26 protein-coding genes are annotated in these 25,776 nt (G+C 41.7%); 9 read left to right on the forward strand and 17 right to left on the reverse strand.

Translation table 11 applies throughout. From position 1 onward, the window contains the following. Positions 1–78: 78 nt before the first annotated feature. From fusA to fkpA, 8 genes are all read right to left on the reverse strand, one after another. Positions 79–2,205, reverse strand: a complete 2,127-nt coding sequence (gene fusA, locus PSE83_RS10685; protein WP_165879081.1) for an elongation factor G — start codon at positions 2,203–2,205, stop codon at positions 79–81. 87 nt (positions 2,206–2,292) lie between these two features. After that, a complete protein-coding gene (gene rpsG / locus PSE83_RS10690; RefSeq protein WP_004262486.1) occupies positions 2,293–2,763 on the reverse strand; it encodes a 30S ribosomal protein S7 in 471 nt (156 codons plus the stop codon). Positions 2,764–2,860: 97 nt separating this feature from the next. Then, positions 2,861–3,235 (reverse strand): 30S ribosomal protein S12, encoded by a 375-nt coding sequence (gene rpsL / locus PSE83_RS10695; protein ID WP_004265905.1) that lies wholly within the window; start codon positions 3,233–3,235, stop codon positions 2,861–2,863. Positions 3,236–3,371: 136 nt separating this feature from the next. Next, entirely contained in the window at positions 3,372–3,659 is a 288-nt protein-coding gene (gene tusB, locus PSE83_RS10700; protein WP_036958589.1) for a sulfurtransferase complex subunit TusB, read from the reverse strand. A gap of 57 nt (positions 3,660–3,716) precedes the next feature. Beyond that, positions 3,717–4,076 (reverse strand): sulfurtransferase complex subunit TusC, encoded by a 360-nt coding sequence (gene tusC / locus PSE83_RS10705; protein WP_004262499.1) that lies wholly within the window; start codon positions 4,074–4,076, stop codon positions 3,717–3,719. A gap of 24 nt (positions 4,077–4,100) precedes the next feature. Continuing rightward, positions 4,101–4,505 (reverse strand): sulfurtransferase complex subunit TusD, encoded by a 405-nt coding sequence (gene tusD / locus PSE83_RS10710; RefSeq protein WP_272660846.1) that lies wholly within the window; start codon positions 4,503–4,505, stop codon positions 4,101–4,103. After that, positions 4,502–5,206: a helix-turn-helix transcriptional regulator gene (locus PSE83_RS10715; RefSeq protein WP_004262503.1), complete on the reverse strand. Its 705-nt coding sequence runs from the start codon at positions 5,204–5,206 to the stop codon at positions 4,502–4,504. The genes tusD and PSE83_RS10715 overlap by 4 nt, the downstream gene beginning before the upstream one ends. 297 nt (positions 5,207–5,503) lie before the next feature. Beyond that, complete coding sequence (gene fkpA / locus PSE83_RS10720) at positions 5,504–6,247, reverse strand: FKBP-type peptidyl-prolyl cis-trans isomerase (protein WP_004262506.1); 744 nt, start codon at positions 6,245–6,247, stop codon at positions 5,504–5,506. A 245-nt stretch (positions 6,248–6,492) separates the two neighbouring features. Here fkpA and PSE83_RS10725 point away from each other — a divergent pair, with 245 nt between their 5' ends. After that, a complete protein-coding gene (locus PSE83_RS10725; protein ID WP_004262507.1) occupies positions 6,493–6,714 on the forward strand; it encodes a SlyX family protein in 222 nt (73 codons plus the stop codon). Positions 6,715–6,795: 81 nt separating this feature from the next. On the opposite strand, the gene slyD is transcribed toward PSE83_RS10725, so the two are convergent. The 4 genes from slyD to kefG all read right to left on the reverse strand — a co-directional run bounded on the left by slyD (position 6,796) and on the right by kefG (position 10,063). After that, the gene (slyD, locus tag PSE83_RS10730; protein ID WP_004262508.1) at positions 6,796–7,401 is read right to left on the reverse strand and encodes a peptidylprolyl isomerase; all 606 of its coding nucleotides are present in this window, start codon (positions 7,399–7,401) and stop codon (positions 6,796–6,798) included. 86 nt (positions 7,402–7,487) lie between these two features. Then, positions 7,488–7,691 carry a YheV family putative zinc ribbon protein gene (locus tag PSE83_RS10735; protein WP_004262510.1) on the reverse strand — a complete coding sequence of 68 codons (204 nt, stop codon included), beginning with the start codon at positions 7,689–7,691 and terminating at the stop codon, positions 7,488–7,490. Between the two features lie 9 nt (positions 7,692–7,700). Beyond that, positions 7,701–9,509, reverse strand: a complete 1,809-nt coding sequence (gene kefB, locus PSE83_RS10740; RefSeq protein WP_004262513.1) for a glutathione-regulated potassium-efflux system protein KefB — start codon at positions 9,507–9,509, stop codon at positions 7,701–7,703. Continuing rightward, the gene (kefG, locus tag PSE83_RS10745; RefSeq protein ID WP_004262516.1) at positions 9,509–10,063 is read right to left on the reverse strand and encodes a glutathione-regulated potassium-efflux system ancillary protein KefG; all 555 of its coding nucleotides are present in this window, start codon (positions 10,061–10,063) and stop codon (positions 9,509–9,511) included. Before kefG ends, kefB begins: the two co-directional genes overlap by 1 nt. 151 nt (positions 10,064–10,214) lie before the next feature. Here kefG and PSE83_RS10750 point away from each other — a divergent pair, with 151 nt between their 5' ends. Next, the gene (locus PSE83_RS10750) at positions 10,215–12,149 is read left to right on the forward strand and encodes an ABC transporter ATP-binding protein (protein WP_004262519.1); all 1,935 of its coding nucleotides are present in this window, start codon (positions 10,215–10,217) and stop codon (positions 12,147–12,149) included. A gap of 80 nt (positions 12,150–12,229) precedes the next feature. Here PSE83_RS10750 and adiA read toward each other — a convergent pair whose 3' ends face one another. Beyond that, on the reverse strand, positions 12,230–14,497 hold the full coding sequence (adiA, locus tag PSE83_RS10755; protein WP_004262522.1) for an arginine decarboxylase: 2,268 nt from the start codon (positions 14,495–14,497) through the stop codon (positions 12,230–12,232). A 104-nt stretch (positions 14,498–14,601) separates the two neighbouring features. Then, positions 14,602–15,462, reverse strand: coding sequence for a MurR/RpiR family transcriptional regulator (locus tag PSE83_RS10760; RefSeq protein ID WP_004262528.1), 861 nt, complete (start codon positions 15,460–15,462; stop codon positions 14,602–14,604). 255 nt (positions 15,463–15,717) lie between these two features. Here PSE83_RS10760 and murQ point away from each other — a divergent pair, with 255 nt between their 5' ends. Further along, on the forward strand, positions 15,718–16,629 hold the full coding sequence (gene murQ / locus PSE83_RS10765) for an N-acetylmuramic acid 6-phosphate etherase (protein WP_004262531.1): 912 nt from the start codon (positions 15,718–15,720) through the stop codon (positions 16,627–16,629). Positions 16,630–16,656: 27 nt separating this feature from the next. Then, a complete protein-coding gene (gene murP / locus PSE83_RS10770; protein ID WP_004262534.1) occupies positions 16,657–18,123 on the forward strand; it encodes a PTS N-acetylmuramic acid transporter subunit IIBC in 1,467 nt (488 codons plus the stop codon). A gap of 77 nt (positions 18,124–18,200) precedes the next feature. On the opposite strand, the gene PSE83_RS10775 is transcribed toward murP, so the two are convergent. Further along, positions 18,201–18,806: a LysE family translocator gene (locus tag PSE83_RS10775; RefSeq protein WP_004262547.1), complete on the reverse strand. Its 606-nt coding sequence runs from the start codon at positions 18,804–18,806 to the stop codon at positions 18,201–18,203. A 101-nt stretch (positions 18,807–18,907) separates the two neighbouring features. Here PSE83_RS10775 and PSE83_RS10780 point away from each other — a divergent pair, with 101 nt between their 5' ends. From PSE83_RS10780 to PSE83_RS10790, 3 genes are all read left to right on the forward strand, one after another. Beyond that, positions 18,908–19,891, forward strand: a complete 984-nt coding sequence (locus PSE83_RS10780) for a hydrolase (RefSeq protein ID WP_036958590.1) — start codon at positions 18,908–18,910, stop codon at positions 19,889–19,891. Further along, positions 19,888–20,106 carry a YheU family protein gene (locus tag PSE83_RS10785; protein WP_004262551.1) on the forward strand — a complete coding sequence of 73 codons (219 nt, stop codon included), beginning with the start codon at positions 19,888–19,890 and terminating at the stop codon, positions 20,104–20,106. Before PSE83_RS10780 ends, PSE83_RS10785 begins: the two co-directional genes overlap by 4 nt. Positions 20,107–20,283: 177 nt before the next feature. Further along, positions 20,284–21,153, forward strand: coding sequence for a phosphoribulokinase (locus PSE83_RS10790; protein ID WP_004262553.1), 870 nt, complete (start codon positions 20,284–20,286; stop codon positions 21,151–21,153). 90 nt (positions 21,154–21,243) lie between these two features. Here the strand turns inward: PSE83_RS10790 and PSE83_RS10795 are convergent, their stop codons facing one another. Continuing rightward, on the reverse strand, positions 21,244–21,645 hold the full coding sequence (locus tag PSE83_RS10795) for an OsmC family protein (RefSeq protein WP_004262554.1): 402 nt from the start codon (positions 21,643–21,645) through the stop codon (positions 21,244–21,246). Positions 21,646–22,001: 356 nt separating this feature from the next. On the opposite strand from PSE83_RS10795, the gene crp reads away from it, so the two are divergent. Together crp and PSE83_RS10805 are read left to right on the forward strand one after the other, a co-directional pair. After that, entirely contained in the window at positions 22,002–22,634 is a 633-nt protein-coding gene (crp, locus tag PSE83_RS10800) for a cAMP-activated global transcriptional regulator CRP (protein ID WP_004262556.1), read from the forward strand. Between the two features lie 193 nt (positions 22,635–22,827). After that, the gene (locus PSE83_RS10805) at positions 22,828–24,111 is read left to right on the forward strand and encodes a hypothetical protein (protein ID WP_164564341.1); all 1,284 of its coding nucleotides are present in this window, start codon (positions 22,828–22,830) and stop codon (positions 24,109–24,111) included. 368 nt (positions 24,112–24,479) lie between these two features. Here the strand turns inward: PSE83_RS10805 and PSE83_RS10810 are convergent, their stop codons facing one another. Continuing rightward, positions 24,480–25,715 (reverse strand): aspartate aminotransferase family protein, encoded by a 1,236-nt coding sequence (locus PSE83_RS10810; protein ID WP_164564338.1) that lies wholly within the window; start codon positions 25,713–25,715, stop codon positions 24,480–24,482. Positions 25,716–25,776 lie beyond the last annotated feature (61 nt).

A 25,776-nucleotide genomic window follows, 5' to 3' on the forward strand; every position in this document is an offset into this window, starting at 1 on the left:
CGACTCTATTCCTTATGGAGTTCCCTCTTCACGATAAAGAAGGAACTTAAATTAAAGTAGTTAACCGATAAAAATCGATTATTTAGCGTTACGAGCTTCGATTACAGCTTGTGCAACGTTGTTTGGTGCTTCATTGTACTTCAGGAACTCCATAGAGTATGAAGCACGACCTTGTGTCTGAGAACGCAGGTCAGTAGCATAACCGAACATTTCTGACAATGGTACTTGTGCACGAACGACTTTACCAGTAGGCAGGTCATCCATACCTTCAATCATACCACGACGACGGTTCAGGTCACCAATAACATCACCCATGTAGTCTTCTGGTGTTTCCACTTCAACTTTCATGATTGGCTCAAGCAGAACTGGTTTAGCTTTTTTGAAGCCATCTTTAAACGCGATTGAAGCCGCAAGTTTAAACGCCAATTCAGAGGAGTCAACATCATGGTAAGAACCGAAATGTAAACGAACACCCATGTTAACAACCGGGTAACCAGCTAATGGGCCAGATTTCAGCTGCTCTTGGATACCTTTGTCAACGGCAGGGATGTATTCAGTAGGAATTACACCACCTTTGATGTCGTTGGCAAATTCGTAATCCATTGGAACACCGTCTTTATCGCTTTTGTCCAGAGGGAACATATCGATAACGACATGACCGTACTGACCACGACCACCAGACTGTTTCGCGTGTTTACCTTCGATATCAGTCACTTTCATAGTGATTGCTTCACGGTAAGCAACTTGAGGTTTACCAACGTTCGCTTCAACTTTAAATTCACGACGCATACGGTCAACCAGAACGTCTAAGTGCAGCTCACCCATACCAGCGATGATAGTCTGATTAGTCTCTTCATCACTTGATACGCGGAAAGATGGGTCTTCTTGAGCCAAACGGCCTAATGCGATACCCATTTTTTCTTGGTCAGCTTTAGTTTTCGGTTCGATTGCAACAGAGATTACTGGCTCTGGGAATTCCATACGCTCCAGGATGATTGGTGCATCAACTGCACATAAAGTATCACCTGTAGTTACGTCTTTCAGACCGATAGCAGCCGCGATGTCACCAGCGCGAACTTCTTTAATCTCTTCACGTTTGTTAGCGTGCATCTGTACGATACGGCCAAAACGCTCTTTCTTCGCTTTAACTGCGTTCAGTACTGTGTCACCTGAGTTAACAACACCAGAGTAAACACGGAAGAACGTCAAATTACCAACGAATGGGTCGGTTGCAATTTTAAATGCTAATGATGAGAATGGCTCATCATCACTTGCGTGACGCTCTGCAGGAGTGTCTTTACCATCGTCCAGAATACCATTAATTGCAGGTACATCTGTTGGCGCAGGTAAGTAATCAACAACTGCATCCAGCATCGCCTGAACACCTTTGTTCTTAAATGCAGAACCACAGGTAACCAGGATAATTTCGCTTGCAAGAACACGTTGACGTAATGCAGCTTTAATTTCTGCTTCAGTCAGTTCTTCACCGCCCAGATATTTTTCCATCAGTTCTTCTGATGCTTCTGCTGCGGTTTCGATCAGGTTGTTGTGCCACTCTTCAGCAGCTTCTTGCATGTTCGCAGGGATATCTTCGTATTCGAAGGTAACGCCCTGGTCTTCATCACTCCACTTGATTGCTTTCATTTTCAGCAAGTCAACAACACCAGTGAACGACTCTTCTGCGCCGACTGGTAATTGCAGTGGAACTGCGTTAGCAGCTAAACGTGATTTTAATTGCTCAACAACACGTAAGAAGTTCGCACCCATACGGTCCATTTTGTTAACGAACGCGATACGTGGAACTTTATATTTGTTAGCCTGACGCCATACAGTTTCAGACTGTGGCTGAACACCACCAACTGCACAGTAAACCATTACTGCGCCATCAAGAACACGCATAGAACGTTCTACTTCGATAGTGAAGTCAACGTGTCCCGGGGTGTCGATGATGTTGATACGGTGTGGCTCATACTGTTTTGCCATACCAGACCAGAATGCAGTAGTCGCAGCAGATGTGATAGTAATACCACGCTCTTGCTCCTGCTCCATCCAGTCCATTGTTGCAGAACCTTCGTGAGTTTCACCAATTTTATGGTTTACACCAGTATAGAACAGAATACGTTCAGAAGTTGTGGTTTTACCGGCGTCGATGTGTGCACTGATACCGATATTACGATAACGTGCTATGGGCGTTTGACGGGCCATTTTTTCCTCTCTCGTGGGCGTTCAATGCTTCATATAAAGGGTAGCAAATGGCTACCCTGAGATACATCACTAATGTGGGTAAGAAACTTACCAACGGTAGTGTGCGAACGCCTTGTTAGCTTCTGCCATACGGTGAACGTCTTCACGTTTCTTAACAGCGGAACCTTTGTTCTCAGCAGCGTCTGATAATTCATTTGCCAGGCGAAGCGCCATAGATTTATCACCGCGTTTACGAGCAGCATCAACGATCCAACGCATTGCCAGGGCATTACGACGAACCGGGCGAACTTCAACTGGAACTTGGTAAGTTGAACCACCAACACGGCGGGATTTAACTTCCACAGTCGGACGCACGTTATCTAGTGCTAATTCGAATGCATCAAGTTCAGTTTTACCAGAACGCTGAGCAAGGGTTTCAAGTGCGTTATATACGATTGCTTCAGCAGTAGATTTTTTCCCGTCTACCATCAGGATATTTACAAATTTGGCCAGTAATTCTGATCCGAACTTAGGATCTGGAAGAATTTTACGTTGACCTATTACGCGACGACGTGGCATGGATATGACTCCGTTGTTAATTCAGGTTTGTCCAAAACTCTACGAGAGTATTTTGACATTAAGATTAAAATGTTTGGCCTTACTTAACGGAAATCCATTAAGCCTTAGGTTTTTTCGCGCCGTATTTAGAACGAGCTTGCTTACGGTCTTTAACACCAGAACAGTCCAGTGCGCCGCGAACGGTGTGATAACGCACACCTGGTAAGTCTTTAACACGACCACCACGGATAAGGATAACGGAGTGCTCCTGCAAGTTGTGGCCTTCACCACCGATGTAGGAAGAAACTTCGAAACCGTTAGTTAAACGAACACGGCATACTTTACGTAATGCTGAGTTTGGTTTCTTAGGAGTGGTAGTATATACACGAGTACATACGCCACGTTTTTGCGGGCAAGCTTCCAGTGCTGGAACGTTGCTTTTAACAACTTTCGAGCTACGAGATTTGCGTACCAGCTGATTAATAGTTGCCATTATTAAAAAAGCTCCTGGTTTTATTGCTTCGTAAACACGGATTTTGACCCCGTTCGCCAACATGACGATACACGAGGACGCGAAATTTTATTGCTGACTGGCTCAGGTGTCAAGAAATATACAACTTTTAGTGCCTTTATATGGCAAAATGTTGTTTTTGGACTTCTGTTAGCTTCACAAAACCTTGATATGTGATTACAGAAACTGCGGTTGATAGGGTATTTTGCAACCCACGAGCATTGATGTCTACATCCAAAGCGTACAACTGCGCCCCTGTTTTTTGTAGTGCAACAAGATAAGGCGACTGTGCGACTGCCGCAACCACGCCATCTTGCATCAGTAAAACGACATCTTCAGCCGTAATAAAGCCTACCATTGTAGAAAAATCACATTTAAACGGAGATGTTGCTAATGTATACAGCATAGAAAAGATCCTACTATAGATCAAAAAACAACCCAAGCTCAAAATTCACACAATGGATTAAAAATTAAGCACCACATCACATTCCGCTATTTTAGCGCTTACCTCTTTCTTGCTAAGAATTGTTGGTGTTAAAACCCATTCACAATGCTCTCCCAGCCCCCGTTCTTGTAGCGAAGAGCCGCAGAGATAAACTTTTTCAATGTCATATAACGGCAATATTTTAAATGTTACGATGTAATCTCGAGCAAGCACTTCAGCGGGATGTTGGTTTGCTAGAAGCTGATAAACACCATCAGAGAGAAAAAACACCTGAATGTCTTCTGTCAGTGCTGAAGTTGCTAATAATGCATCTAACCCTTCTCGGCCACTGGCATTTCCATGGGGCATGGTTGTAAAGACAAAAGCTATTTTTTTCACACGGTACCTTGTATTGAGCTGTTCTTAGAATTGAATTGTTCGGTCTGTGGTTATCATCGCTTCCGCAAGGCTTCCTAACCCACTCATGATAAAGCCCTCAGCAAGGTTAGCCGTTGGAAGAGATAAACTTTGCGCTTGTTTTTGGTCAACAACCCCCCGACGCAACGCGGCAGAAACACAGATATGCATTTCGCACCCAGATTGTTTTGCCAGTTCCTGCCAAGCTGAAACTAAATTGAATTCATCTGTTGCTGGTGACGTAAGCTGGTTCGCATTAAAAACACCCTCACGATAAAAAAAGAGTGTTTTCAATATATGCCCTTCTTGAAGAAGGGCTTTTGCAAATTGATACGCACTCGCTGCTTGTTGTGTACCATAAGCAGGGCCAGTCACAACTAAGCAGTAGGTTAACGAATTTGTATTACTCATTCACCGCTCTTGAATTGACGAATGTATAAATAAACGGTGTGTTTAGAAATGTTCAAACGGTCAGCAACTTGGTTAATGGCATCTTTAATATCAAAAATGCCTTTTTCATATAGGTTAAGAACCACTTGCTTGTTTTTCGCATTATTTGAGACATTACGATCACCGCCAACTTCTTCAATTGTGTACTCCAATGTTTGTGCGACAAGGTCATCAACTGAAGAGGCAAAGTTTACATCTGAAGTAACTTCTTGCTTAGTTTCTGGAACAAACGATTGAATAATTTCAGAGAACGGCACATCTAAGTTCATATTGATACATAATAAGCCAATCACACGTTGCTTGCGGTTACGAATAGCAATAGTAACGGATTTCATTAAATCACCGCTTTTCGCTTTCGTAAAATAAGCCTTCGAGACATTCGATTCTTCGTCTGCCATATCATGCAGCATTCTCAACGCTAGGTCTGTAATCGGTGAGCCGATTTTACGCCCAGTGTGCTGGCCATTTGCGATTCTGACTGCAGAGCAGTTTAGGTCTTCTAAAGAGTGAAGAACAATTTCACAGTGCCCACCGATTAGCATTGCCAGACCATCCACAGCAGCTTCATACGATTTTAAAATCTCATGGTCTGTCTCAGAAAAAGGTTGGTTATCCAATATGTTAATATCGCTGAGGTCGTGTGATTGTATAGAATCAGACATTTCAACATCATCCTTCTAATGTAAAAACTCATCCTGTTGACTAAAAAGGCGTTCATTATTCGACTATTTGGCCTTCATTACTTTGTTTGTAGCCAACAATTGTGATGATAAAAAATAAAATAGAGTCTTCTGAAGTTAAAACTCCACGGCGTTGCCGTCAAGCGAATGAATGCAAGACAGTCTGTTTTATCACAAGTTTTAAACAATTTGAGAGTTTTTTTGATGAGAAATATAAAAAAGCCCAAGGCATGAATGCATTGGGCATCAAAATACACTTAGCTAATGCTTAGTGAGGACTTATTTAGCAGCAGGCTTGATGTCTAATAACTCAACATCAAAGACTAATGTTGAATTTGCTGGGATACCCGGCACGCCATTCTCGCCGTAAGCTAATTCAGCTGGGATAACCAACTGCATTTTGCCGCCTTTTTTCAGGTTAACTAAACCTTCAGTCCAGCCTTTAATCACTGAATTTAATGGAATTGTCAGTGGCTCATTACGTGAATATGAGCTGTCGAATTCAGTACCGTCAATCAAAGAACCTTTGTAGTGAACCACAACGGTTTCATCTGCTTTAGGTTTCGCCCCTGTACCGTCTTTTTCAATTTTGTACAGTAAGCCTGATTTAGTTTTAACAACGCCTTTTTCTTTCGCGTATTTTTCGCGGTACTCAGCGCCTTTTTTCTCATTATTAGCTGATTCTTCTTTCATTTTTTTGTCGGCAGCTTCTTTGACTTGACCTTCAAACTGACGCAATGTTTCTTCAACTTCTGCATCGGTCATTTTGCTTTTGCCGTTAAATGCATCTTGGACACCAGCGAGTAATTGAGCCTTATCCAAATTAATACCAATTGTTTTTTGTTCTTCTAAAGAATTCTGCATGTAGCGGCCTAAAGACGCACCCAGTGCATACGCATTACGCTCTTCTGCGTTTTTGAATGCGCTGCTTTGTGCTTTGGCTTCCGCTGCCATCACTTGCGGAGCAGCAAAAGTAAATGCTAGCGTAGTTGCTAAAAGGCTTGCCTTAAACAGTGATTTCATCCTAGTCTCCGATAACTTTTATTCGATTATATTCGAATAGCGAACTATTCGTTTTATGGGTAGGGCTCTTTAAGTTTAGACCCCGTTACCCCATTGAGTATTAAAAAATATAATAACTACTGAGACCACATTAACAAAAAGTCGTTTCGTCGCCTATATCTTTAACTAAAACTTATCTATTGATTTGTAATGTTCAGTTATTATGATGGTTTAATTACGATATAAACGCTTAAGGAGAGTCGAATATGGACTCATCTGATACATTTGAACAACGCCTAGAACTTTTAGAAAGTAAAGTTGCCTTTCAAGAACTGGCGATTGAACAACTAAACCAGGTTATTACTGACCAACAAATGCAAATGAGCCGTCTGCAGGAACATTTACGCATTGTAGCTGAAAGGCTGAAATCATCCCAAGATTCTCACTTAGCAAGGCCTGAAGAAGAAACGCCGCCACCACATTATTAATTTAAAATGTGAACCTATTGATTTTAAATTAAAAAAAGGAAGCTTTCGCTTCCTTTTTTTAATAAACACTAATACGAAGTATTAGTGGCAGCCGCAGCCGCCTTGTTTGTGACCGTGTCCGTGACCTTCACCGCCACCGCAGCAACCGCCTTCTGAACCGTGGCTATGACCGCCACCGCCACAGCAACCACCTTCGTGGTCGTGGTCATGGTCGTGACCGCCTGCACCATGGACGTGGCCATGTGCGATTTCTTCTTCTGTTGCTTCACGGATAGCCATGATTTCAACATTAAATTTCAGGTTTTGACCTGCTAACATGTGGTTACCGTCAACGATAACTTCATCACCTTCGATACCTGTAATTTCAACAGGAACTGGGCCCATGTCAGTGTCAGCTAAGAAACGCATGCCGACTTCTAGCTCATCAACGCCCATAAATACATCTTTAGGAACACGTTGAACTAAGTTGTCATCGTATTGGCCATATGCATCGTCTGAAGCGACTTCAACATCGAAGTTTTCGCCAACAGAGCGACCTTCTAATGCTTTTTCTAAACCTGAAATTAAAGACCCACGACCATGCAAATAGTCCATTGGCGCGCTTGCTGGCGACTCATCAACTAAAACACCGTCTTCTGTTCTTACTTGATAAGCCAAGCTGACCACCAAGTCTTTTGCTACTTTCATGACATCTCCTACTACCCGTAAGGGAAAAATTTTTGCCAATTGTACCGAAAAACTATAGTGATGTATTGAGAATTGACAAATTTCTATTATTCAGGTGTAAAAATTCCAATAACCTGCTCTTTTTGCCTAACATGTCCCGTTGCTTCATCCCCTGCTTGGCGTTGCTGATCGCCGCAATTGACACACTCGACAACATCAATTTTATCTTCACGCCACATCATTAATGTGTCTTGTGACTTGCACTTAGGGCACGTCGCCCCGGCAATAAAGCGTTTACGTGTTGAAGCCATTTCTAACCCTTATTGTTCATTATTCCAGCTATGAGGCTGCCGATGTTCTCTTTGCATTTCCTTCTCAAAGAGTTCATTCAGTTCACGACGTGCCTCTTTAATGCGTGAAATTTGCCCGCTATCACTATTTTCATTCTCTGGGTAAATATCTCTAAGCATTTTCATGTCTAAACGGCGGAAATGCTGCTTCGCGCGATAAGCTTTATGAGGATGCATCCCTGTGCTAACAAGCGCTTTGCTTCCTAATTCAAGTGCGCTCGAGAATGTTTCACGGCTAAAATCAGTCACTCCACTTTGTAATAGCTCATGGGCCTCAAGGCGACCTTTAGCACGTGCAATAATATGCAAGTTAGGGAAGTTTTCTTGGCAAATTTGCACAATTTCCATCACTTCTTCAGGCACATCACTGGTGATGACGATAGATTTTGCTTTATCGGCTCCTGCTGAGCGTAATAATTGCAGTTCACGTGCATCACCGTAATAGACCGTATAGCCGTAGCGACGCATGGTACTAATCGCCGTAACATCTTGTTCTAGTACTGTAATTTTAACCTTATTCGCCATTAATAAGCGGCCAACCACCTGCCCCATGCGACCAAAACCGACCAAAATAACATGTGGGTCATTGTCTTCTACAAATGGTTTTTCGCTCGAGGCTGGTTGTTGATTATAACGGTAGTTTAAATAGGCATCTATCAACTGCATCACAAGTGGAGTAGTCATCATCGAAAGTGTGACAACTACCAGTAATAAGTCCATCTGCCGTTCATTTATCACACTTGCACCAAAAGCAGTTGCATAGATCACAAAAGCAAATTCACCACCTTGGCTAAGCACCCCGGAAAATTGAGCTCTTGCTCCATTTCGAAGCCTAGCGGCTAAACTCAGTCCGTAAAGCACTAACGCTTTAACTGCGACTAATACTGCAACAGCAATCAATACTTGTGGTAAATAGGCCCACAACACATCTAAATTCAATGACATACCTACTGAGATAAAAAATAGCCCCAGTAGCAGACCTTTAAACGGTTCGATATTAATTTCCAGCTCATGGCGGAACTCTGTTTCCGCTAACATGACCCCTGCCATAAAGGTTCCCAGAGCCATAGAAAACCCAAGGCTTTCCATAATGAGTGCGGAACCTAATACCACCAGCAGCGCTGCAGCCGTAAAAATTTCATGTACCCCAGATTTAGCGGCAAGCCTGAACATCGGCCGTAATAAATAGCGGCCAACTACCCATAAACCTGCGAACGCCACTATCTTCAAGCCAATTTTTTGCCAATCACTGGTTGCTGAGTCCCCAGCTAGCAACGGGATCAGTGCCATGATTGGGATCACGGCCATATCTTGGAAAAGTAAAACAGAAAAACCAAGTTGCCCGCTTTCTTTGTTGGACATCCCTTTTTCGTTCATCAACTGAAGTGCCATTGCCGTTGATGACATCGCCATTCCTAATCCACCAACAATGGCAGCTTGCCAAGAAAATTTGGCTAAAAACAACAGTGACGCCATGATAGCCGCAGTGACAACCACTTGAAGCGTACCTACACCGAAAATCGAGCGCCTAAGCTCCCATAATTTAGAAGGTTTTAGCTCTAACCCGATGAGAAACATCAGGAACACCACTCCCATTTCGGAGAAGTGCAAAATATCATCAACATTACGAATAAAGCCAAAAACAAATGGCCCAATCATGATCCCGGCAAGCAAATACCCCAGTACAGCACCTAAGCGGATTTTTTGTGCAATAGGTACCATGACTACCCCTGCGCAGAGGAAGATGATAACGGATTCAAATAGCCCTAGTTCTGACATTAGGATAACCCTCCCGCACCTAGCGGCTGTTGCATCCATTGGCGGTAGTCATCGATAATCTGTTCAAATCGTTCTTTAGGCTGCCGACGTGCTGCATAAATAATGGTTGGTTCCAACCACTGCATATCACACATTAGTGCGGTCAATTCAAATGGGCGAAGTATTTCTGTAAGTGGATAATGGTTATATCCATCATATTGGTAAGCGTGAACAGGCTCGCCTGTGGTAATCACAGAACGCCAGTATTTGCCTTTTAATTTTTGGTACCCTACATCGGTCGCAAAACGGCGGGTTAACACGCGGTCAAACCACTCTTTCAACAACGCAGGGCAACTATATGTATAGAGAGGATGTTGAAAAATAATGATATCGTGCTGGCACAGTAATTTTTGTTCCGCGGTTACATCAATAAAATAATCTGGATAAATTGCGTATAAATCGTGTACAGTCACATGGTCAAAATCACGCACTGCCTCCAATAACGCCTTATTAGCCATCGATTCGTCGGGGTCCGGGTGAGCGTAGACCACCAGCACTTTCGGTGTATTTGACATCTTTCCCTCCTCAAAGGCGTGTCAGACGGAACATTTTCCGTTACCATGCAGCCTGCTAAATAGAGTTTACACCCTAAATATTGCAGTCTTTGTATTATTATTCAGGTGTATAGTCCAAGGTAATTTAACATATTTTTAATAGACGGTTGCTATGATTGTTTTCTCTTCACTCCAAATTCGCCGAGGTGTTCGTGTCCTACTAGACAATGCCACTGCGACTATTAACCCCGGCCAAAAAGTTGGTTTAGTGGGTAAAAACGGCTGCGGTAAATCGACGCTTCTTGCGTTATTAAAAGGCGAATTACAAGCTGAAGCAGGTTCTGCAACCTTTCCAAGCAATTGGTCCATGGCATGGGTGAACCAAGAAACCCCTGCCCTTGATGTGCCCGCTCTTGAATATGTGATTGATGGTGATCGCGAGTTCCGAGCTTTAGAGCAAAAACTTCAACAAGCCAATGAAAAAAATGACGGCCATGCCATCGCTGTGGTTCATGGGCAACTTGATGCCATTGATGCATGGACCATCCGCTCCCGTGCAGCCAGTTTGCTACATGGTTTAGGTTTCAGCCAAGCGCAATTAAACTCTCCAGTAAAATCATTTTCCGGTGGATGGCGGATGCGTTTAAACTTGGCACAAGCCTTGTTATGCCGCTCAGATTTGTTGCTGCTCGATGAGCCGACCAACCACCTTGATTTAGATGCAGTAATTTGGTTAGAAAAATGGTTGAAAAGCTACCAAGGCACCCTGATTTTGATTTCCCATGATAGGGATTTCCTCGACCCGATTATTGATAAAGTGCTGCATATCGAACAAGAAACCATGTTCGAATACACGGGCAACTACTCTTCATTTGAACGTCAGCGCGCAACAAAACTGGCTCAGCAGCAAGCACTATATGAAAGCCAGCAGGCTAAAGCTGCACACTTGCAAAGTTATATTGACCGTTTTAGAGTGCAAGCCACCAAAGCTAAACAAGCACAAAGCCGCATTAAGATGCTTGAAAGAATGGAAATGGTTGCCCCAGCTCATGTGGATAACCCATTCCATTTTTCATTCCGTAAACCAGAAAGCTTACCGAATCCATTATTAAAAATGGAAAAAGTCAGCGCAGGCTATGGTGAAAAAGTCATCTTACAATCCATCAAGCTGAACTTAGTACCAGGCTCACGTATTGGATTATTAGGCCGAAATGGTGCAGGTAAATCCACATTAATTAAGATGTTAGCGGGCGATTTGCCACCGTTACAGGGGGAAATTTCCCTCGCAAAAGGGATTAAACTCGGTTATTTCGCCCAGCACCAATTAGAATATTTGCACCCTGAAGAATCCCCTTTGCAGCATCTTGCTCGCCTTGCCCCTGAGCAAACTGAGCAACAATTACGTGACTATTTAGGGGGCTTCGGTTTTAAAGGCGACCAAGTCACTGACCCAAGCGGCCGTTTTTCTGGTGGGGAAAAAGCGCGCTTAGTTCTCGCATTAATCGTCTGGCAACGCCCTAATTTACTGCTGCTCGATGAACCAACCAACCACTTGGACTTAGATATGCGACAAGCGCTTACTGAAGCCTTAATGGCCTTCGAAGGTGCTTTAGTTGTCGTTTCCCATGATAGGCATTTACTGCGCACCACTACCGATGAACTGTATTTGGTCCACGGCGGTACTGTAGAGCAGTTTGATGGTGATTTAGAAGATTACCAACAATGGCTGGCAGAGCAAAATAAGCTCGAATTACAGCAAGCACGTGATCAACAAGAGAAAGATAAGCCAGCAGCCGCTGCAACGGTGACGGCACAAGATAGAAAAGACCAAAAACGTCGTGAAGCGGAGTTCCGCCAACTGACTCAACCGATCCGCAAAAAAATCACGGAATTGGAAAAGCAAATGGATAAGCACTCGAATGCCCTAAATGAGCTAGAAGCAAAACTTTCTGATGCCACCATTTACGAACAAGATAAAAAAGCCGAATTGACGGAATGTTTGAAAAAACAAACAGAACACAAAGCGGCTCTTGAAGATGTGGAAATGGAGTGGATGGAACTGCAAGAGCAGTTAGAAACCATGACCAGTGAATTTGAATTAAATTAATTCGTTATAAAACATCACAATCCATTAAAATCACGAAAAGCTATCTTTTGATAGCTTTTCGTTTTTATCATTACTGAATCTTATTCTTTCACACACATCACATAATACTGGCCATCAATAATTTCAGTACCTTCGGTTTCATGTTCAAAACCCGGAAATTCGCTATCCCACGCTTGAAGACTATGCAAATAGCCGATATGCGGGCTATTTTTATCGCCAAAACTTTCACCTGATAACAACATAGGAATACCCGGTGGATAGGGAATAATCGAGTTAGCCGCAATACGTCCGGCTAGTTTATCTAAAGGAACCGCCTCAACGCGGTTAGCAACAATTTCTTGATAGGCATCGCGTGGGCTCATCATCACGGCGGGGAGTTGCTCATAAGCCTGATTTAACTGGCCACCTGGGTTATTTTTTTGTAGATACACAAACATTTTACTGCCTAAATCACGTAGCCCCATCTCGCCATAGATCTCAGGAGACGCTTCAACCACTTCAGGTAATACCTTTTTCAGTGCCGTATTGTTGTCATAATGGCGCTTAAACGACAGCAGCGCATTGACCAGGGTTCCCCATTTTCCTTTCGTAATCCCCATAGAAAACAAGAACATAATTTGGAAATCAGTCGTACGGGTTGGCACAATACCATAGTGATTTAACCATGCCGTGACTAACGCGGCTGGGACGCCGCTATCCAGTAATTTACCGTCATCTCCCATTCCCGGCGACAAAATACTCACCTTAATCGGGTCAAGCATCGCCCAATTTTCAGGGATATCTTTAAAACCATGCCATTTATCTTCAGGGTTCATCACCCAGCAGCTTTGCTCTTTCATCAACAGTTCAACAGGCGCATCTTCAAAAGCATAGCGCTTACCTGTTGCTGGGTCTTTCACCATTTCTTGATTCCATGGTTTGAAAAACCACTCATCGTCATTGATAAATTCTTTGTATAGGTAGCCCAGTGATTGACGGAAGTCGATAGCTTCACGGATGACTTCATCAGTGAGTGAACGCCCACTATTACCGTCCATCATGTCTGCGGCAATATCATTTGAGGCACAAATTGCATATAGCGGCGAAGTAGTCGCATGCATATGATAGGCTTGGTTAAAACGATTAAAATCAATCGCATTACGGCCATTTCGAATGTGGATAAATGAAGCTTGTGAAAGTGCATTCAATAATTTGTGCGTAGAGTGAGTTGCAAAAACGGTGGGCTCATCGTCTTTTCTAGGGTCATCACGCATCGCAAAGTGGTCGCGATAGATAGGGTTAAAGCGTGCGTAGCCGTACCATGCCTCATCAAAATGGATTCTATCCAATGATTCATCCAGCAAATCCTGTACTTTACGTGCGTGATAGCACACGCCATCGTAAGTACAGTTGGTTACGACGCTATATGCAGGACGTTTGCCTATTTTATCCGAAGTTAATGGATTTTTAGCGATTTTTTCAGTAATCGCTTCGGGTGTCATTTCTTGAGGATAAATCGGGCCAATGATGCCATAACGATTACGGCTTGGTGTCATATAAACCGGTTTTGCCCCTGTTAAGATCAAACCTTGCTCAATAGATTTGTGGCAGTTACGGTCAATCACAACAACATCATTATCTGTCATACAAGCTTGCATAATCGTTCGGTTCGAACCCGATGTTCCCACAACCACGGAGTAAGATTGGTCAGCACCAAATATACGCGCAGCATTCCTTTCACACTCACCAAATGCGCCGGTATGGTCTAACAGTGAACCCACAGCAACCCGCTCAATACCGATATCCGTCCGAAATAAGTTTTCACCAAAGAAATCATGATAAATGCGACCTGCGGGAGTTTTGGTGAACCCAACACCACCTTGATGCCCCGGTGCTGCCCATGAATATTCATGTACATCACTGTATTTAATCAAGCTTTTCATCAAAGGGGGCAATAAATTGGCACGGTAACGGATGATCGCGGCAAGGACACGGCCTGCAATAAAATCTGCGGAGTCTTCTAAAATCCATGCAAATTCATCGACTTGTTCCATCATTTTGCGGTCGAATGCCGTCAAAGCTTCTTCACGATCACTTAATAAAAATACGGGGACATCTTCTTGCCTACGGTGAAGTTGGGTAATTAACTGATGTGCCTGAGTTTGTTCTTGCTTGTCTGACATATCACGGCCATATAACAAGCAGTCAATGCTGGTATTTGACCGAATGTATGCCATTCCATCTTCAAAATTACGAATGATCACGGTTTCTACGTGCTCATCGTTAAGTTCACTGGCGAGTCTTGCTACGGCATGGCTAATAACGGAGTCGTCATCGGTTAATTCCGTATAAACTATGAGTGCTCTCATCAATAACTCCCTTTTAACTTTTTAAAATCAAAATACTTATAATATTAGTCTTAACGTAAATAAGGTTTTATTGCAAAGTTATCGATGAGAATTCAAGCCGCCAACTATTCATCTAATTTATTAATTACTACTCTTGCATTCATAACCAACGACTTCGCTTTCGCTTCTCTTCGTTGTAATAACGCCATAAAGATCAAGTCTGTTAGCGTATTTTGTGCGGTTCTTGAAGAAATTGATGAACTACGCCATTCATCTTCCTCCGCGATACTTTCAAGAACATAATCAGCAAGTTGCCCCAAGGGGGAATCACAATCACGAGTAATCGCGATGACGCATGCCCCTTGCTTACGCGCAATATTCGCTGCTGTTAGCATGTCTTTACGTCTTCCTGTAAAAGAAATAACGATTTGTACATCATGAGTATTGAGAGTCAGCGCCGCAGCAATTTGCACATGGTGGTCTGACTCCACAAGTGTTGTGATACCAATTTTTTGTAATTTGTAACTGAGGTCTTTTGCTGTTAAACCTGACCCACCAATCCCGACAATCTGTACTCGCTGTGATTGGTCTATTCGCTCAACAATACGTTCAAACTGTTTGAAATCAATTAATTTTGTTGTTTCTGTAATGGAGTGATTTTTTTCCATTGCTAGTTTCTGAGCAACAACCATCAAGTTATCATCAGGCGCAATACGGTTATGTAGAGCGGAATGAGGCGCTCCATCTTTGAGTTGTTGGCGCCCAATAATCTCACTAAGTGCAAGTTTCAAAGCGGGATACCCCTTTACGCCAACTTTCTGACTAAACTTAACGATGGCTGATTGGCTAACATCTAAAATTTCCGCTAATTGCTGAGACGACAAATTTAGTACATTTTCGGGATTTTCAAGGATAAATTGGGCAATTTTGCGTTGGTTTTCCGCTAATCGCGGTAGTGAGTAGGTAATGATGTCCAATAATGTCATGGTGACCTCTAATAATAATTGTAATAGCCAGACCTATAGATAAAAAAATAATAATAAATTATTCCTCAATCAAGTCACTGATACCTGATGAATAATACTTATAATTCAAAGAGTCGTGACTTTAGCTTATAAAATTAATCACAAAATATTCTTGTATATTCACAAGTTAGAATAGATAGCACCGTGATGTTAATCACATATAAGGAATAAATAATTCCTTATATTAGCCCAATAACTGATTTAGGAGCAATTTTTATGACTATCGACTTAAGCAAAATGGTAACTGAAAGCCGCAATGCAGCCAGTACTAATATCGACCAACTATCAACGGCTGAAATGCTGAAGGTCATTAATGATGAGGACAAGCTCGTTCCGTTAGCAGTTGAAAAAGTGCTCCCTGAAATTGCTCAACTGGTTGATAAAGTCGCAGAGGCTTTCTTAAAAGGCGGTCGTCTGATTTATTCAGGTGCAGGAACCTCTGGCCGTTTAGGGATCCTTGATGCCAGTGAGTGCCCGCCAACTTATGGGACGCCACATGAACAAGTTGTGGGTTTAATCGCCGGTGGCCATCAAGCTATTTTCCGTGCCGTAGAAAATGCAGAAGATAAGCCTGAACTGGGTGAACAAGACCTCAAAGATATTCAATTTAATGATAATGATGTGTTAGTTGGTATCGCAGCCAGTGGGCGAACGCCTTATGTATTAGGCGCTTTAGCATACGCGAAGGCTGTTGGTGCAACAACAGCGGCCATTAGCTGTAACCCAAATAGCCCAATTGCCAATGCCGCAGATATTGCTATTACTCCCATTGTAGGTGCAGAGGTTGTCACCGGTTCTTCACGCATGAAAGCAGGAACAGCACAAAAATTAGTGCTGAATATGATCACCACTGGGGCGATGATCCGTATTGGAAAGGTGTTTGGTAATTTAATGGTCGATGTCGAAGCAACAAATGCCAAACTCATTGAAAGACAAACTAAAATTGTGATGGAAGCAACCGACTGCGACCGAACTACCGCAGAGACCGCCCTTCAACAATGTAACCGGCACTGCAAAACTGCCATTTTAATGGTGTTATCGGGTTTAAATGCCGATGACGCACGTCAACTACTCTTAGATAACAACGGTTTTATTCGTACGGCTCTCAATATGGCCTCATCCGCCTAACTTGCGGACTTCAATGGGATAAATAGTATGGCTAAAATAACAATAGAAATGATACAGCAGATCCTGCAACACGTTGGAGGACGCCGTAATATTAAATTAGCGGGTAATTGTATGACCCGTTTGCGGCTCACACTCAACAATGACCAGCTAGTCGATAAAGCTGCACTCAAACAAATTGCAGGAGTGCTTGGCGTTATTGAAAGTGATGAACAACTGCAAGTGATCCTTGGCCCAGGTAAAGCGCAAACTGCCGCGGACTTGATGAACCAACTTTTAGATAGTGATGAAGAGGATAACCACGAAGCAGCAGCCCAGCCTCAGGATCTGAACGATATTGCATCCGCAAATAAGCAGCAACTGAAAAAGAAACAAACCAGTGCCGTTCACCGATTTTTATCCAAATTTGCCACCATATTTACTCCGCTAATTCCAGGTTTTATTGCTGCGGGCTTACTATTAGGTTTTGCAACTCTGGCGAAACAAACCTATTTTCCAGCAGGGCTCCCGACAAAACCTGAAGAGCAGACCCTACTCGTACATACGATTCTGTATATGTCGGTATTTAGCAAAGGGCTGTTTAGCTTCCTAAGTATTCTTATCGGTTATAACACTCAAAAAGCCTTTGGCGGTAGCGCAGTAAATGGCGCCATCATTGCTTCACTGTTTGTTCTTGGGTACAACCCTGAAATAGCTAAGGGGTTCTATTCTGATATGAATAGCTTCTTCGGGTTGGCTATCGACCCAAGAGGTAACATTATTGGGGTATTAATTGCGTGTATTTTTGGGGCATGGGTCGAAAAACAAGTCCGTAAAATTATTCCAGCTAACCTTGATATGATTTTAACTTCAACAATTACCTTGTTAATTGTTGGTGCTGCAGTGTTTATCTTCATCATGCCAATTGGCAGTTGGTTATTCTCTGGTATGTCGTGGCTTTTTGTTCATTTAAGCAGCAACCCATTCGGAACCGCAATACTTGCTGGGCTATTCTTAATTGCAGTAATGTTTGGCGTGCACCAAGGTTTTGTTCCCGTATATATGGCACTCGTTGAAACTCAAGGCTTTAACTCACTTTTCCCTATCCTAGCGATGGCAGGTGGTGGGCAAGTTGGTGCCGCAATGGCGTTGTATGTTAAAGCCGCAAAAGATTCAGTGTTACGTAATCAGATTCGCGGGGCCATCATTCCAGGTTTCTTAGGTGTCGGTGAACCACTTATCTACGGTGTAACCCTTCCTCGAATGAAGCCGTTTGTCACCGCATGTTTAGGCGGTGCTGCTGGGGGGTTCTTTGTTGGACTCGTGGCTTGGATGGGTTTACCAGTTGGTTTAAATACTGTCTTTGGCCCGTCTGGCTTAGTCGCTATCCCAATGATGACCTCTGCTGATGGCGTGTTCCCAGGGATGTTAGTTTATGTGGGCGGGTTATTCGTTTCCTATTTATTCGGTTTTATTTTTACCTACTTTTTCGGCACTAAAAACGTCGATTTAGATTAATCGCCTCCCTTACATGTAAAAAGCAGCCCATGGGCTGCTTTTTGATGGGTCATATAAACTGCACTTTTATCAGAAAATCATTCCAACCAAATCAGGGGAACGCACAAAGCCGTTAAAATCCCCATTACCCAGTTAAAAATAAACCAAGCACGGCGGCTACGTAAAAATAGGCTGATTAATGAACCAAACCCCATCCAAATTAAACCCGCCACTAAGTTAACTATCACAAATGCGATACTCATCATTAAAATAGATTGGGTAAATAATTCACCGGGGAGGCTAAATCCCCCGACAGCGCCTAGCCCCATCATCCATGCTTTGGGGTTTAAAAACTGTAATAAGCCGCCTTGATACCAAGTAATGCTTTTCGCAACTTCGCTATTCGTCTTCAGTGGTGCATAATTTGCCGTCGCTGTTTTCCATGCTAGCCATAGCAAATATAGACTTCCGGCGAATTTTAAGGCGACATGAAGCGCAGGATAGAGCAATAAAAGTGCAGCAACCCCGAATGCGGAGAGATAGAGTATTGACTGCATCCCTAACATAATACCAAGGCATAATATTATTGTATGGCGAAAACCGTAGTTTGCTGCACTTGACGTTAGCAACATATTGTTAGGGCCGGGAGTGACTGCAGCAATGAATAAAAACGTAAAAAGAGAAAAAACCAGCCCTAATGTCATTTATAATTTAGCCTCAAACTCAAATTTGTTTACTTGCATCACAAAAAAATAACAGTATGTTATGTGACTCACAAGAGTCTCCATTAAATAAAAATAAGGCTATGTCAGAAAACTTTCGTCCAATAAGTTGGGCTAAAAATCCACACCTCCAAACATTACTGCCAAGGATTTTCCGTAGAACACCGAAAATCAAACCTATATGGCAGCGGCTTGAATTGCCTGATGGCGATTTTATCGATCTCGCTTGGAGTGAAAAACCTGAGCTAGCGGCACATAAGCCACGTTTAGTGATCTTCCATGGTCTCGAAGGCAATTTTAAGAGCCCTTATGCCCACGGGATGCTAGAAACGGCCCAAAAGCATGGTTGGTTGGGTGTAATTATGCATTTTCGCGGTTGTAGCGGTGAACCCAATCGCCAACAGCGAATTTACCATTCAGGTGAAACCAGTGATGCTCGCTATTTTCTCCGTTGGTTAAAACAAACCTATGGTGATACGCCGACGGCCGCAGTCGGCTATTCTCTTGGTGGTAATATGTTAGCGTGCTATCTCGCAGAAAGTGGGCAAAATGCAGATTTAGATGCGGGCGTCGTGGTTTCGGCCCCATTAATGCTAGAAGCCTGTTCTTTGCGGATGGAAAAAGGAATATCTCAATTCTATCAACGCTATTTACTAAATGGCTTAAAACGTAATGCAACGCGTAAATTGGTACGCTACCCTGGCTCACTACCTTTAAACTTGCTGCAGCTTAAACAACTAAAACGCATCCGTGAATTTGATGATGTGATCACTGCTCGTATTCATGGTTTTGATGATGCGACAGATTATTATCAAAAATGCAGCGCATTACCCAAGTTAGCTTATATCACTAAACCAACGTTGATTATCCACGCTAAAGATGACCCATTCATGGCGCCTGAGGTTGTTCCTGATTTATCATTTTTACCCCACAATGTGGAATACCAAATGACAGAACATGGTGGGCACGTAGGCTTTGTGAGCGGTACCTTGAGGAAACCGCAAATGTGGTTAGAAACACGCATCCCTCAATGGTTAACGCCTTATTTAGATAAGGAAATAATGTGATTATTCCTTGGCAAGAACTTGAACCTGAAACATTGGAAAACCTAATTGAAAGCTATGTCTTACGGGAAGGAACCGACTACGGCTCCCATGAAAAAAGCTTACAAGATAAGGTCAACGATGTGAAACGGCAGTTAGTTTCTGGTGAAATTGTGCTAGTCTGGTCTGAATTGCATGAATCAGTTAATTTCATGCCTAAGGGGAGTTTTTCTGTCTGATGTTTTTATTCTATGGTTCATTTTTACGTCATCATCTATCATGAATTAAGTTGCGGGTTTTCCACACAATCATGTCGTAAAACCATCAAATAAAACTCAAAACCCTAACACCCGTTAATCCGCTTCATGCACTATTGATTAAAATAGTGCTTATAAGCGCAACACAGGGAGTCCACGATGTCCAAAAAGCACCCAATCATTGCTATCACTGGTTCGAGCGGAGCTGGCACAACCTCAACTAGCCAAGCATTTCGTAAAGTTTTTCACCAATTAAATATCCAACCAGCAACATTAGAAGGGGATAGCTTTCATCGCTATACACGCCCTGAAATGGATATGGCTATCCGTAAAGCCAGAGAACAAGGCCGGCACATCAGTTACTTTGGCCCCGAAGCGAATGATTTTGCGTTGCTTGAACAAACCTTAATCGACTATGCAAAAACAGGTTGTGGGCAATCCCGTAAATATCTACATACTTATGATGAAGCGGTACCTTATGGCTTGCAGCCCGGGACATTTACCCCTTGGGAACCGCTGCCAGATAAAACGGATATTTTGTTTTATGAGGGGCTACATGGCGGTGTTGTCACACCGGAACATAATGTCGCACAACATGTTGATTTACTTGTCGGTGTTGTCCCTATAGTCAACCTAGAATGGATCCAAAAATTAATCCGTGATACGACAGAGCGAGGGCACTCCCGTGAAGCCGTTATGGACTCTGTCGTGCGTTCTATGGGCGACTATATTAATTACATCACGCCACAATTTTCTCGCACTCACATCAATTTTCAACGCGTTCCAACGGTAGACACCTCTAACCCATTTTCGGCTAAAGCTATTCCATCACAAGATGAAAGCTTTATTGTGATCCGTTTTCGTGGGCTAGAACAAATTGATTTCCCCTATTTGCTATCAATGATATCTGGCTCTTTCATTTCTGCAATGAATACAATTGTCGTCCCCGGAGGAAAACTAGGTTTAGCCATGGAATTAATTATGGCGCCAATAGTCGAAAAACTAATTAATCAAAAGAACAACAATTAAATTATTTTTTGATTAATAAATAAGATGCTTATCATTAATTAAGGTAAGCATCTTTTAATTCAAATATACCAATAAAAATTAAATTTATTTTTAGTTTTTTATTTCAAAGCTGTGTGTGACTTCAACGGTTTTCTCTAACATCAATGCGACTGAACAATATTTTTCAGCAGAAAGTTGAACGGCTCGTTCGACCGCTTTTTCCGTTAATTCATTCCCTGTTACAATAAAATGTAAATGGATTTTCACAAAATAACGAGGGGCTTCTTCGCGACGCTGTGAGGTTAATTTCACCTCACAATCCGTAATATCATAGCGGCCCTTTTGTAGAATCGAAACGACATCAATCGCGCTGCAACCACCCGCAGCCATTAGCACCATTTCCATTGGGCTTGGGGCTTTATCACCTGCATTACCGTCCATCATCACTTGGTGCCCAGACGCTGACTCCCCTAGAAAAGAAAGTCCTTCAACCCACTTAACTCTTGCTTCCATTATATTTCCCCTTGAAATGAAATCGGTTTAAAGGCTACATTGTTCCATAGATACAATGAATGTTATATCAACTTTATTTGGCTGAAGCGATACAGGGAAGACTTTCTTTATTGGATATGCTACAAACAATACTTAGTTGATAGGATTAAGATCAAAACTCAACGGTTTAATTGATCATATTATAGTGTTGATATCAATTTGCGTTACCCAAAGCAATCAAAAACGCTGAAGCAATCAGCTGTTAGATTATTTAAAGGTATATAAGGCAAATTAATATGCTAAGCTAGTGACTTTAAAGCCAGCCTTTCTAGTATGTTTTTCTGAATGGCTGCAATAACATACAGAGGATAACGCTAATGGTTCTCGGCAAGCCACAAACAGACCCTACTCTTGAATGGTTTTTGTCACACTGCCATATTCATAAATATCCATCCAAGAGCACTCTTATCCATCAGGGTGAGAAAGCAGAAACCCTTTACTATATCGTTAAAGGTTCGGTGGCTGTTTTAATTAAAGATGAAGAAGGCAAAGAAATGATCCTCTCTTACCTGAATCAGGGGGATTTCATTGGTGAGCTTGGGTTATTTGAAGAAGGGCAAGAACGTACTGCGTGGGTTAGAGCCAAAATAGCCTGCGAAGTTGCTGAAATTTCTTACAAAAAATTCCGTCAATTAATTCAGGTAAACCCTGATATTTTAATGCGCCTTTCTGCGCAAATGGCTAGTCGCTTACAAACAACATCTGAGAAAGTCGGTAACCTCGCATTCTTAGACGTTACAGGCCGTATTGCTCAAACGCTATTAAACTTAGCTAAACAACCTGATGCAATGACACACCCAGACGGTATGCAAATCAAAATTACTCGTCAGGAAATAGGCCAAATCGTGGGTTGTTCCCGCGAAACAGTCGGCCGCATTCTAAAAATGTTAGAAGACCAAAACCTGATCTCCGCACACGGTAAAACAATCGTTGTTTATGGTACTCGCTAATTAACCTTTCAGCCTCGCTCTCTTGGCGAGGCGCCCACTTTAGAATAGCGTTATACCTCCGGTATAACGCTATTTTTGCTTATCCATAGCCTATTTATATACTTTCATTAATGAGTATCGTTTCTTTATATTCTTCTAGCTAATTATCGAACTAATATAATGGGAGTTAACCATTATTAGGAGATTATTAGTCGTGACGTTAGATACTAAAGTAAATAATCAAGCCAGTATATTTATTAACATTAACAACAAAGTAATTCCATACAAAAAAACCTCAGTCATTGATAATCTAAATATTATTAAGCCATTGAGCTCAGAGAGTTATAATAAAATAAACTTTGCAATTCAGAATAGTGAATTTCACGAAAGTGCACAGCCCGTACTAAATCAACTACCCTATTCACCACCTGTTGAAAAGCTCTTATTACCTTATACCTATCATGAGGATGATTTAGTTTCCTCATTAGATATCTTCAAAAATAGCATTGAAATAAAAAATGATTCACTTATCAGTGAAAAAAAGGATACCGAGCTAATGCCACTTAATAAAATAAGCACTACAGAAACCAAAGTTTTTAAAGATTTCCGTTTAAATCGCTCAGCTGGTCGATTTTCAAATTTAATATTAGAAATAAAATCAACACATGAAAAAGGCATTCGTTATTTAAAAAATATACTTAAAAAAAATAACAATGAAGAACTATGTGTTAAGTTTGAAAGTGGAAAGGCTAAAATTATAGACAAAGCCACTATAGCCAGACAAAATTTAATGAAACAACACGAAAACATTAATGACGCCAAGGCTACGAATAACGTATTTTATACAGTACAGCAAGAAAATTCAGATTTATATAATAGCTATAAAATCCTACTCAATGAAGTTAGCTTAGTTGAATCAAAAGCCAAGGAACTTATAATTAAAGACAAAAAAACAAAGAATAATGAGCCATTTCAATATTATAAAAAGTTTAAGCAATTAAATATCATCGATATTCTAGACTTTACTAAATCACCAGCTGAAAAACACAAAAAGATCGAAAATATTTTTAATCAAATGAAATCAACCATTAGAAGGTTAGAAAATTATATAGATGAGTCTACCATAAACAAACAATTAACTTGGGATGATAATGATCTTAACTGGAATAACTCACTAAATAAGAGTGAAAATACACGGATTGAAGAGTTCGTTAAACATAATTATTCGCAAGAAATGATAAATAATGCAATCCGCATAATAAATAAGTCAGGCTCTGATATTATCAGTGAAGATACAAAAAAAATATTTAATGAATTTTTTAGTGATAACCATCAGAATTCAAGCATTAGTTTTTATTCGAGTAATGAAAGTATAAACTCTAATTTATCTGGTTATGTTTCAGAGAGTTCTATCGACTCTGGATATAGTTCAGAAAACAAGAAGAAAGAAACAGTGGTTAATTTAACCACCTCCGAAAACCACAAAAATCTAAAATAATAGATAATTCAGTTCGGAAAGGAAAATTAATTATTAGAAAAAACGAGCCTAATGTCGAAATATACCACACCAAAAAATCAAGAGCTCGCGATGAGCATATTAGTAATGAATATAATTTATCGCAAAGTAAAAAAGAACAAACAATAACCTCTAAAAATAAAACACCAAAAGCTAAAAACTAAGAGTATACCTTGCAAGCCCCACAAAAAACATTAAAGGAGATAAAACATCTTGGGAACAAAATAATCAAAGAAAAAGTTCATATTGCTAATCTTTAAAAGAAATTAAGCAAATTGAATTAAAAAACAACCGCTTGATTAAGAAACTCGTTACAGAGGCGAAAGGCCTCTGTAACGAGAGAGCTACTATTAGCCCAGAAGCAGCTTACCAATCGCCATTTCTAATTTCGCCATGCCGCTATTAATTTCGTCTTCCGAAATAATCAGCGAAGGCGTAAAACGTAAAACATTAGTGCCTGCATTGAGCATCATCAGCCCTTCTACTGCACTGGCTTGCAGGATATCTTTCGAACGGTTCAATAGTTTGCCGTCTAACTCAGCGCCGATTAATAACCCCATACCTCTGATCTCTGAAAAAATGCCGTATTTTTCATTGAGCTTGTTCAAATGGGCGATAAATAGCTTACGACGCTTTTCGACACCACTTAACACCTCTTCAGTATTAATAATATCAAACGCTGCATTGCCTACAGCACAAGCTAATGGATTGCCACCATAGGTGGTCCCGTGAGAACCCACTTCCATCGTTTTCGCAATTTCTTCTGTGGTGATCATAGCGCTGATAGGGAAACCACCACCCAACGCTTTTGCTGTCGTTAGAATATCGGGAGTGACATTGTAGTGCATATAAGAAAATAGCTTACCAGTACGCCCCATTCCGCTTTGCACTTCGTCAAAGATAAGTAGTGCGTTATTTTCATCACAAAGTTTACGCACTCCTTGCAGAAATTCTGATGTCGCAGGGGTGACACCACCTTCCCCTTGTACGGGCTCTAACACCACAGCACAGGTATTTTCATCAATGACCGCTTTGACCGCATCCAGGTCATTAAAAGGCACATGAATAATATCCGCAGGCTTTGGCCCAAAACCATCTGCATATTTCGCTTGCCCGCCAACCGAGACGGTAAATAATGTGCGCCCATGGAAGGCTTGTTTGAAAGCAATAATCTTCGTTTTATATGGGTTATATTTGGTGATAGCGTAGCGACGCGCTAATTTAAACGCGGCTTCGTTAGCTTCTGAGCCGGAATTCACAAAAAACGCACGGTCAGCAAATGTTGCTTTCGTTAATTTTTGAGCCAGTTTTAACGCCTGTTCATTGGTGAAAATATTACTGACATGCCATAGCTTTTCACTTTGTTCACGCACAGCAGCTACCAAACGAGGGTGACAATGCCCTAAAGCAAGAACCGCGATCCCACCAGCAAAATCAATATATTCTTTACCTTGCTGATCCCAGACTCGGCTACCTTCACCTTTAACTGGAATAAATTCCGCCGGCGAAAAAATAGGCAACATAACTTGATCGAAAGTCTGCCGATTAACTGCGTGTTGTTCTGCTGCTGCGTATTGTTCTGACATACCCCTCACCTGCTCTTATTTAATGCGACAATGAAAATATAATCATTAAATATGAATAAAA

It is taken from the genome of Providencia sp. PROV150 (assembly GCF_028481025.1).
Classification (GTDB): Bacteria; Pseudomonadota; Gammaproteobacteria; order Enterobacterales; family Enterobacteriaceae; genus Providencia; species Providencia hangzhouensis.

Coding starts and splice junctions, on each gene's coding strand:
- fusA (WP_165879081.1), bottom strand. CDS start 2,205: ATGGCCCGTCAAACGCCCATAGCACGTTATCGTAATATCGGTATCAGT.
- rpsG (WP_004262486.1), bottom strand. CDS start 2,763: ATGCCACGTCGTCGCGTAATAGGTCAACGTAAAATTCTTCCAGATCCT.
- rpsL (WP_004265905.1), bottom strand. CDS start 3,235: ATGGCAACTATTAATCAGCTGGTACGCAAATCTCGTAGCTCGAAAGTT.
- tusB (WP_036958589.1), bottom strand. CDS start 3,659: ATGCTGTATACATTAGCAACATCTCCGTTTAAATGTGATTTTTCTACA.
- tusD (WP_272660846.1), bottom strand. CDS start 4,505: ATGAGTAATACAAATTCGTTAACCTACTGCTTAGTTGTGACTGGCCCT.
- PSE83_RS10715 (WP_004262503.1), bottom strand. CDS start 5,206: ATGTCTGATTCTATACAATCACACGACCTCAGCGATATTAACATATTG.
- fkpA (WP_004262506.1), bottom strand. CDS start 6,247: ATGAAATCACTGTTTAAGGCAAGCCTTTTAGCAACTACGCTAGCATTT.
- PSE83_RS10725 (WP_004262507.1), top strand. CDS start 6,493: ATGGACTCATCTGATACATTTGAACAACGCCTAGAACTTTTAGAAAGT.
- slyD (WP_004262508.1), bottom strand. CDS start 7,401: ATGAAAGTAGCAAAAGACTTGGTGGTCAGCTTGGCTTATCAAGTAAGA.
- PSE83_RS10735 (WP_004262510.1), bottom strand. CDS start 7,691: ATGGCTTCAACACGTAAACGCTTTATTGCCGGGGCGACGTGCCCTAAG.
- kefB (WP_004262513.1), bottom strand. CDS start 9,509: ATGTCAGAACTAGGGCTATTTGAATCCGTTATCATCTTCCTCTGCGCA.
- kefG (WP_004262516.1), bottom strand. CDS start 10,063: ATGTCAAATACACCGAAAGTGCTGGTGGTCTACGCTCACCCGGACCCC.
- PSE83_RS10750 (WP_004262519.1), top strand. CDS start 10,215: ATGATTGTTTTCTCTTCACTCCAAATTCGCCGAGGTGTTCGTGTCCTA.
- adiA (WP_004262522.1), bottom strand. CDS start 14,497: ATGAGAGCACTCATAGTTTATACGGAATTAACCGATGACGACTCCGTT.
- PSE83_RS10760 (WP_004262528.1), bottom strand. CDS start 15,462: ATGACATTATTGGACATCATTACCTACTCACTACCGCGATTAGCGGAA.
- murQ (WP_004262531.1), top strand. CDS start 15,718: ATGACTATCGACTTAAGCAAAATGGTAACTGAAAGCCGCAATGCAGCC.
- murP (WP_004262534.1), top strand. CDS start 16,657: ATGGCTAAAATAACAATAGAAATGATACAGCAGATCCTGCAACACGTT.
- PSE83_RS10775 (WP_004262547.1), bottom strand. CDS start 18,806: ATGACATTAGGGCTGGTTTTTTCTCTTTTTACGTTTTTATTCATTGCT.
- PSE83_RS10780 (WP_036958590.1), top strand. CDS start 18,908: ATGTCAGAAAACTTTCGTCCAATAAGTTGGGCTAAAAATCCACACCTC.
- PSE83_RS10790 (WP_004262553.1), top strand. CDS start 20,284: ATGTCCAAAAAGCACCCAATCATTGCTATCACTGGTTCGAGCGGAGCT.
- PSE83_RS10795 (WP_004262554.1), bottom strand. CDS start 21,645: ATGGAAGCAAGAGTTAAGTGGGTTGAAGGACTTTCTTTTCTAGGGGAG.
- crp (WP_004262556.1), top strand. CDS start 22,002: ATGGTTCTCGGCAAGCCACAAACAGACCCTACTCTTGAATGGTTTTTG.
- PSE83_RS10810 (WP_164564338.1), bottom strand. CDS start 25,715: ATGTCAGAACAATACGCAGCAGCAGAACAACACGCAGTTAATCGGCAG.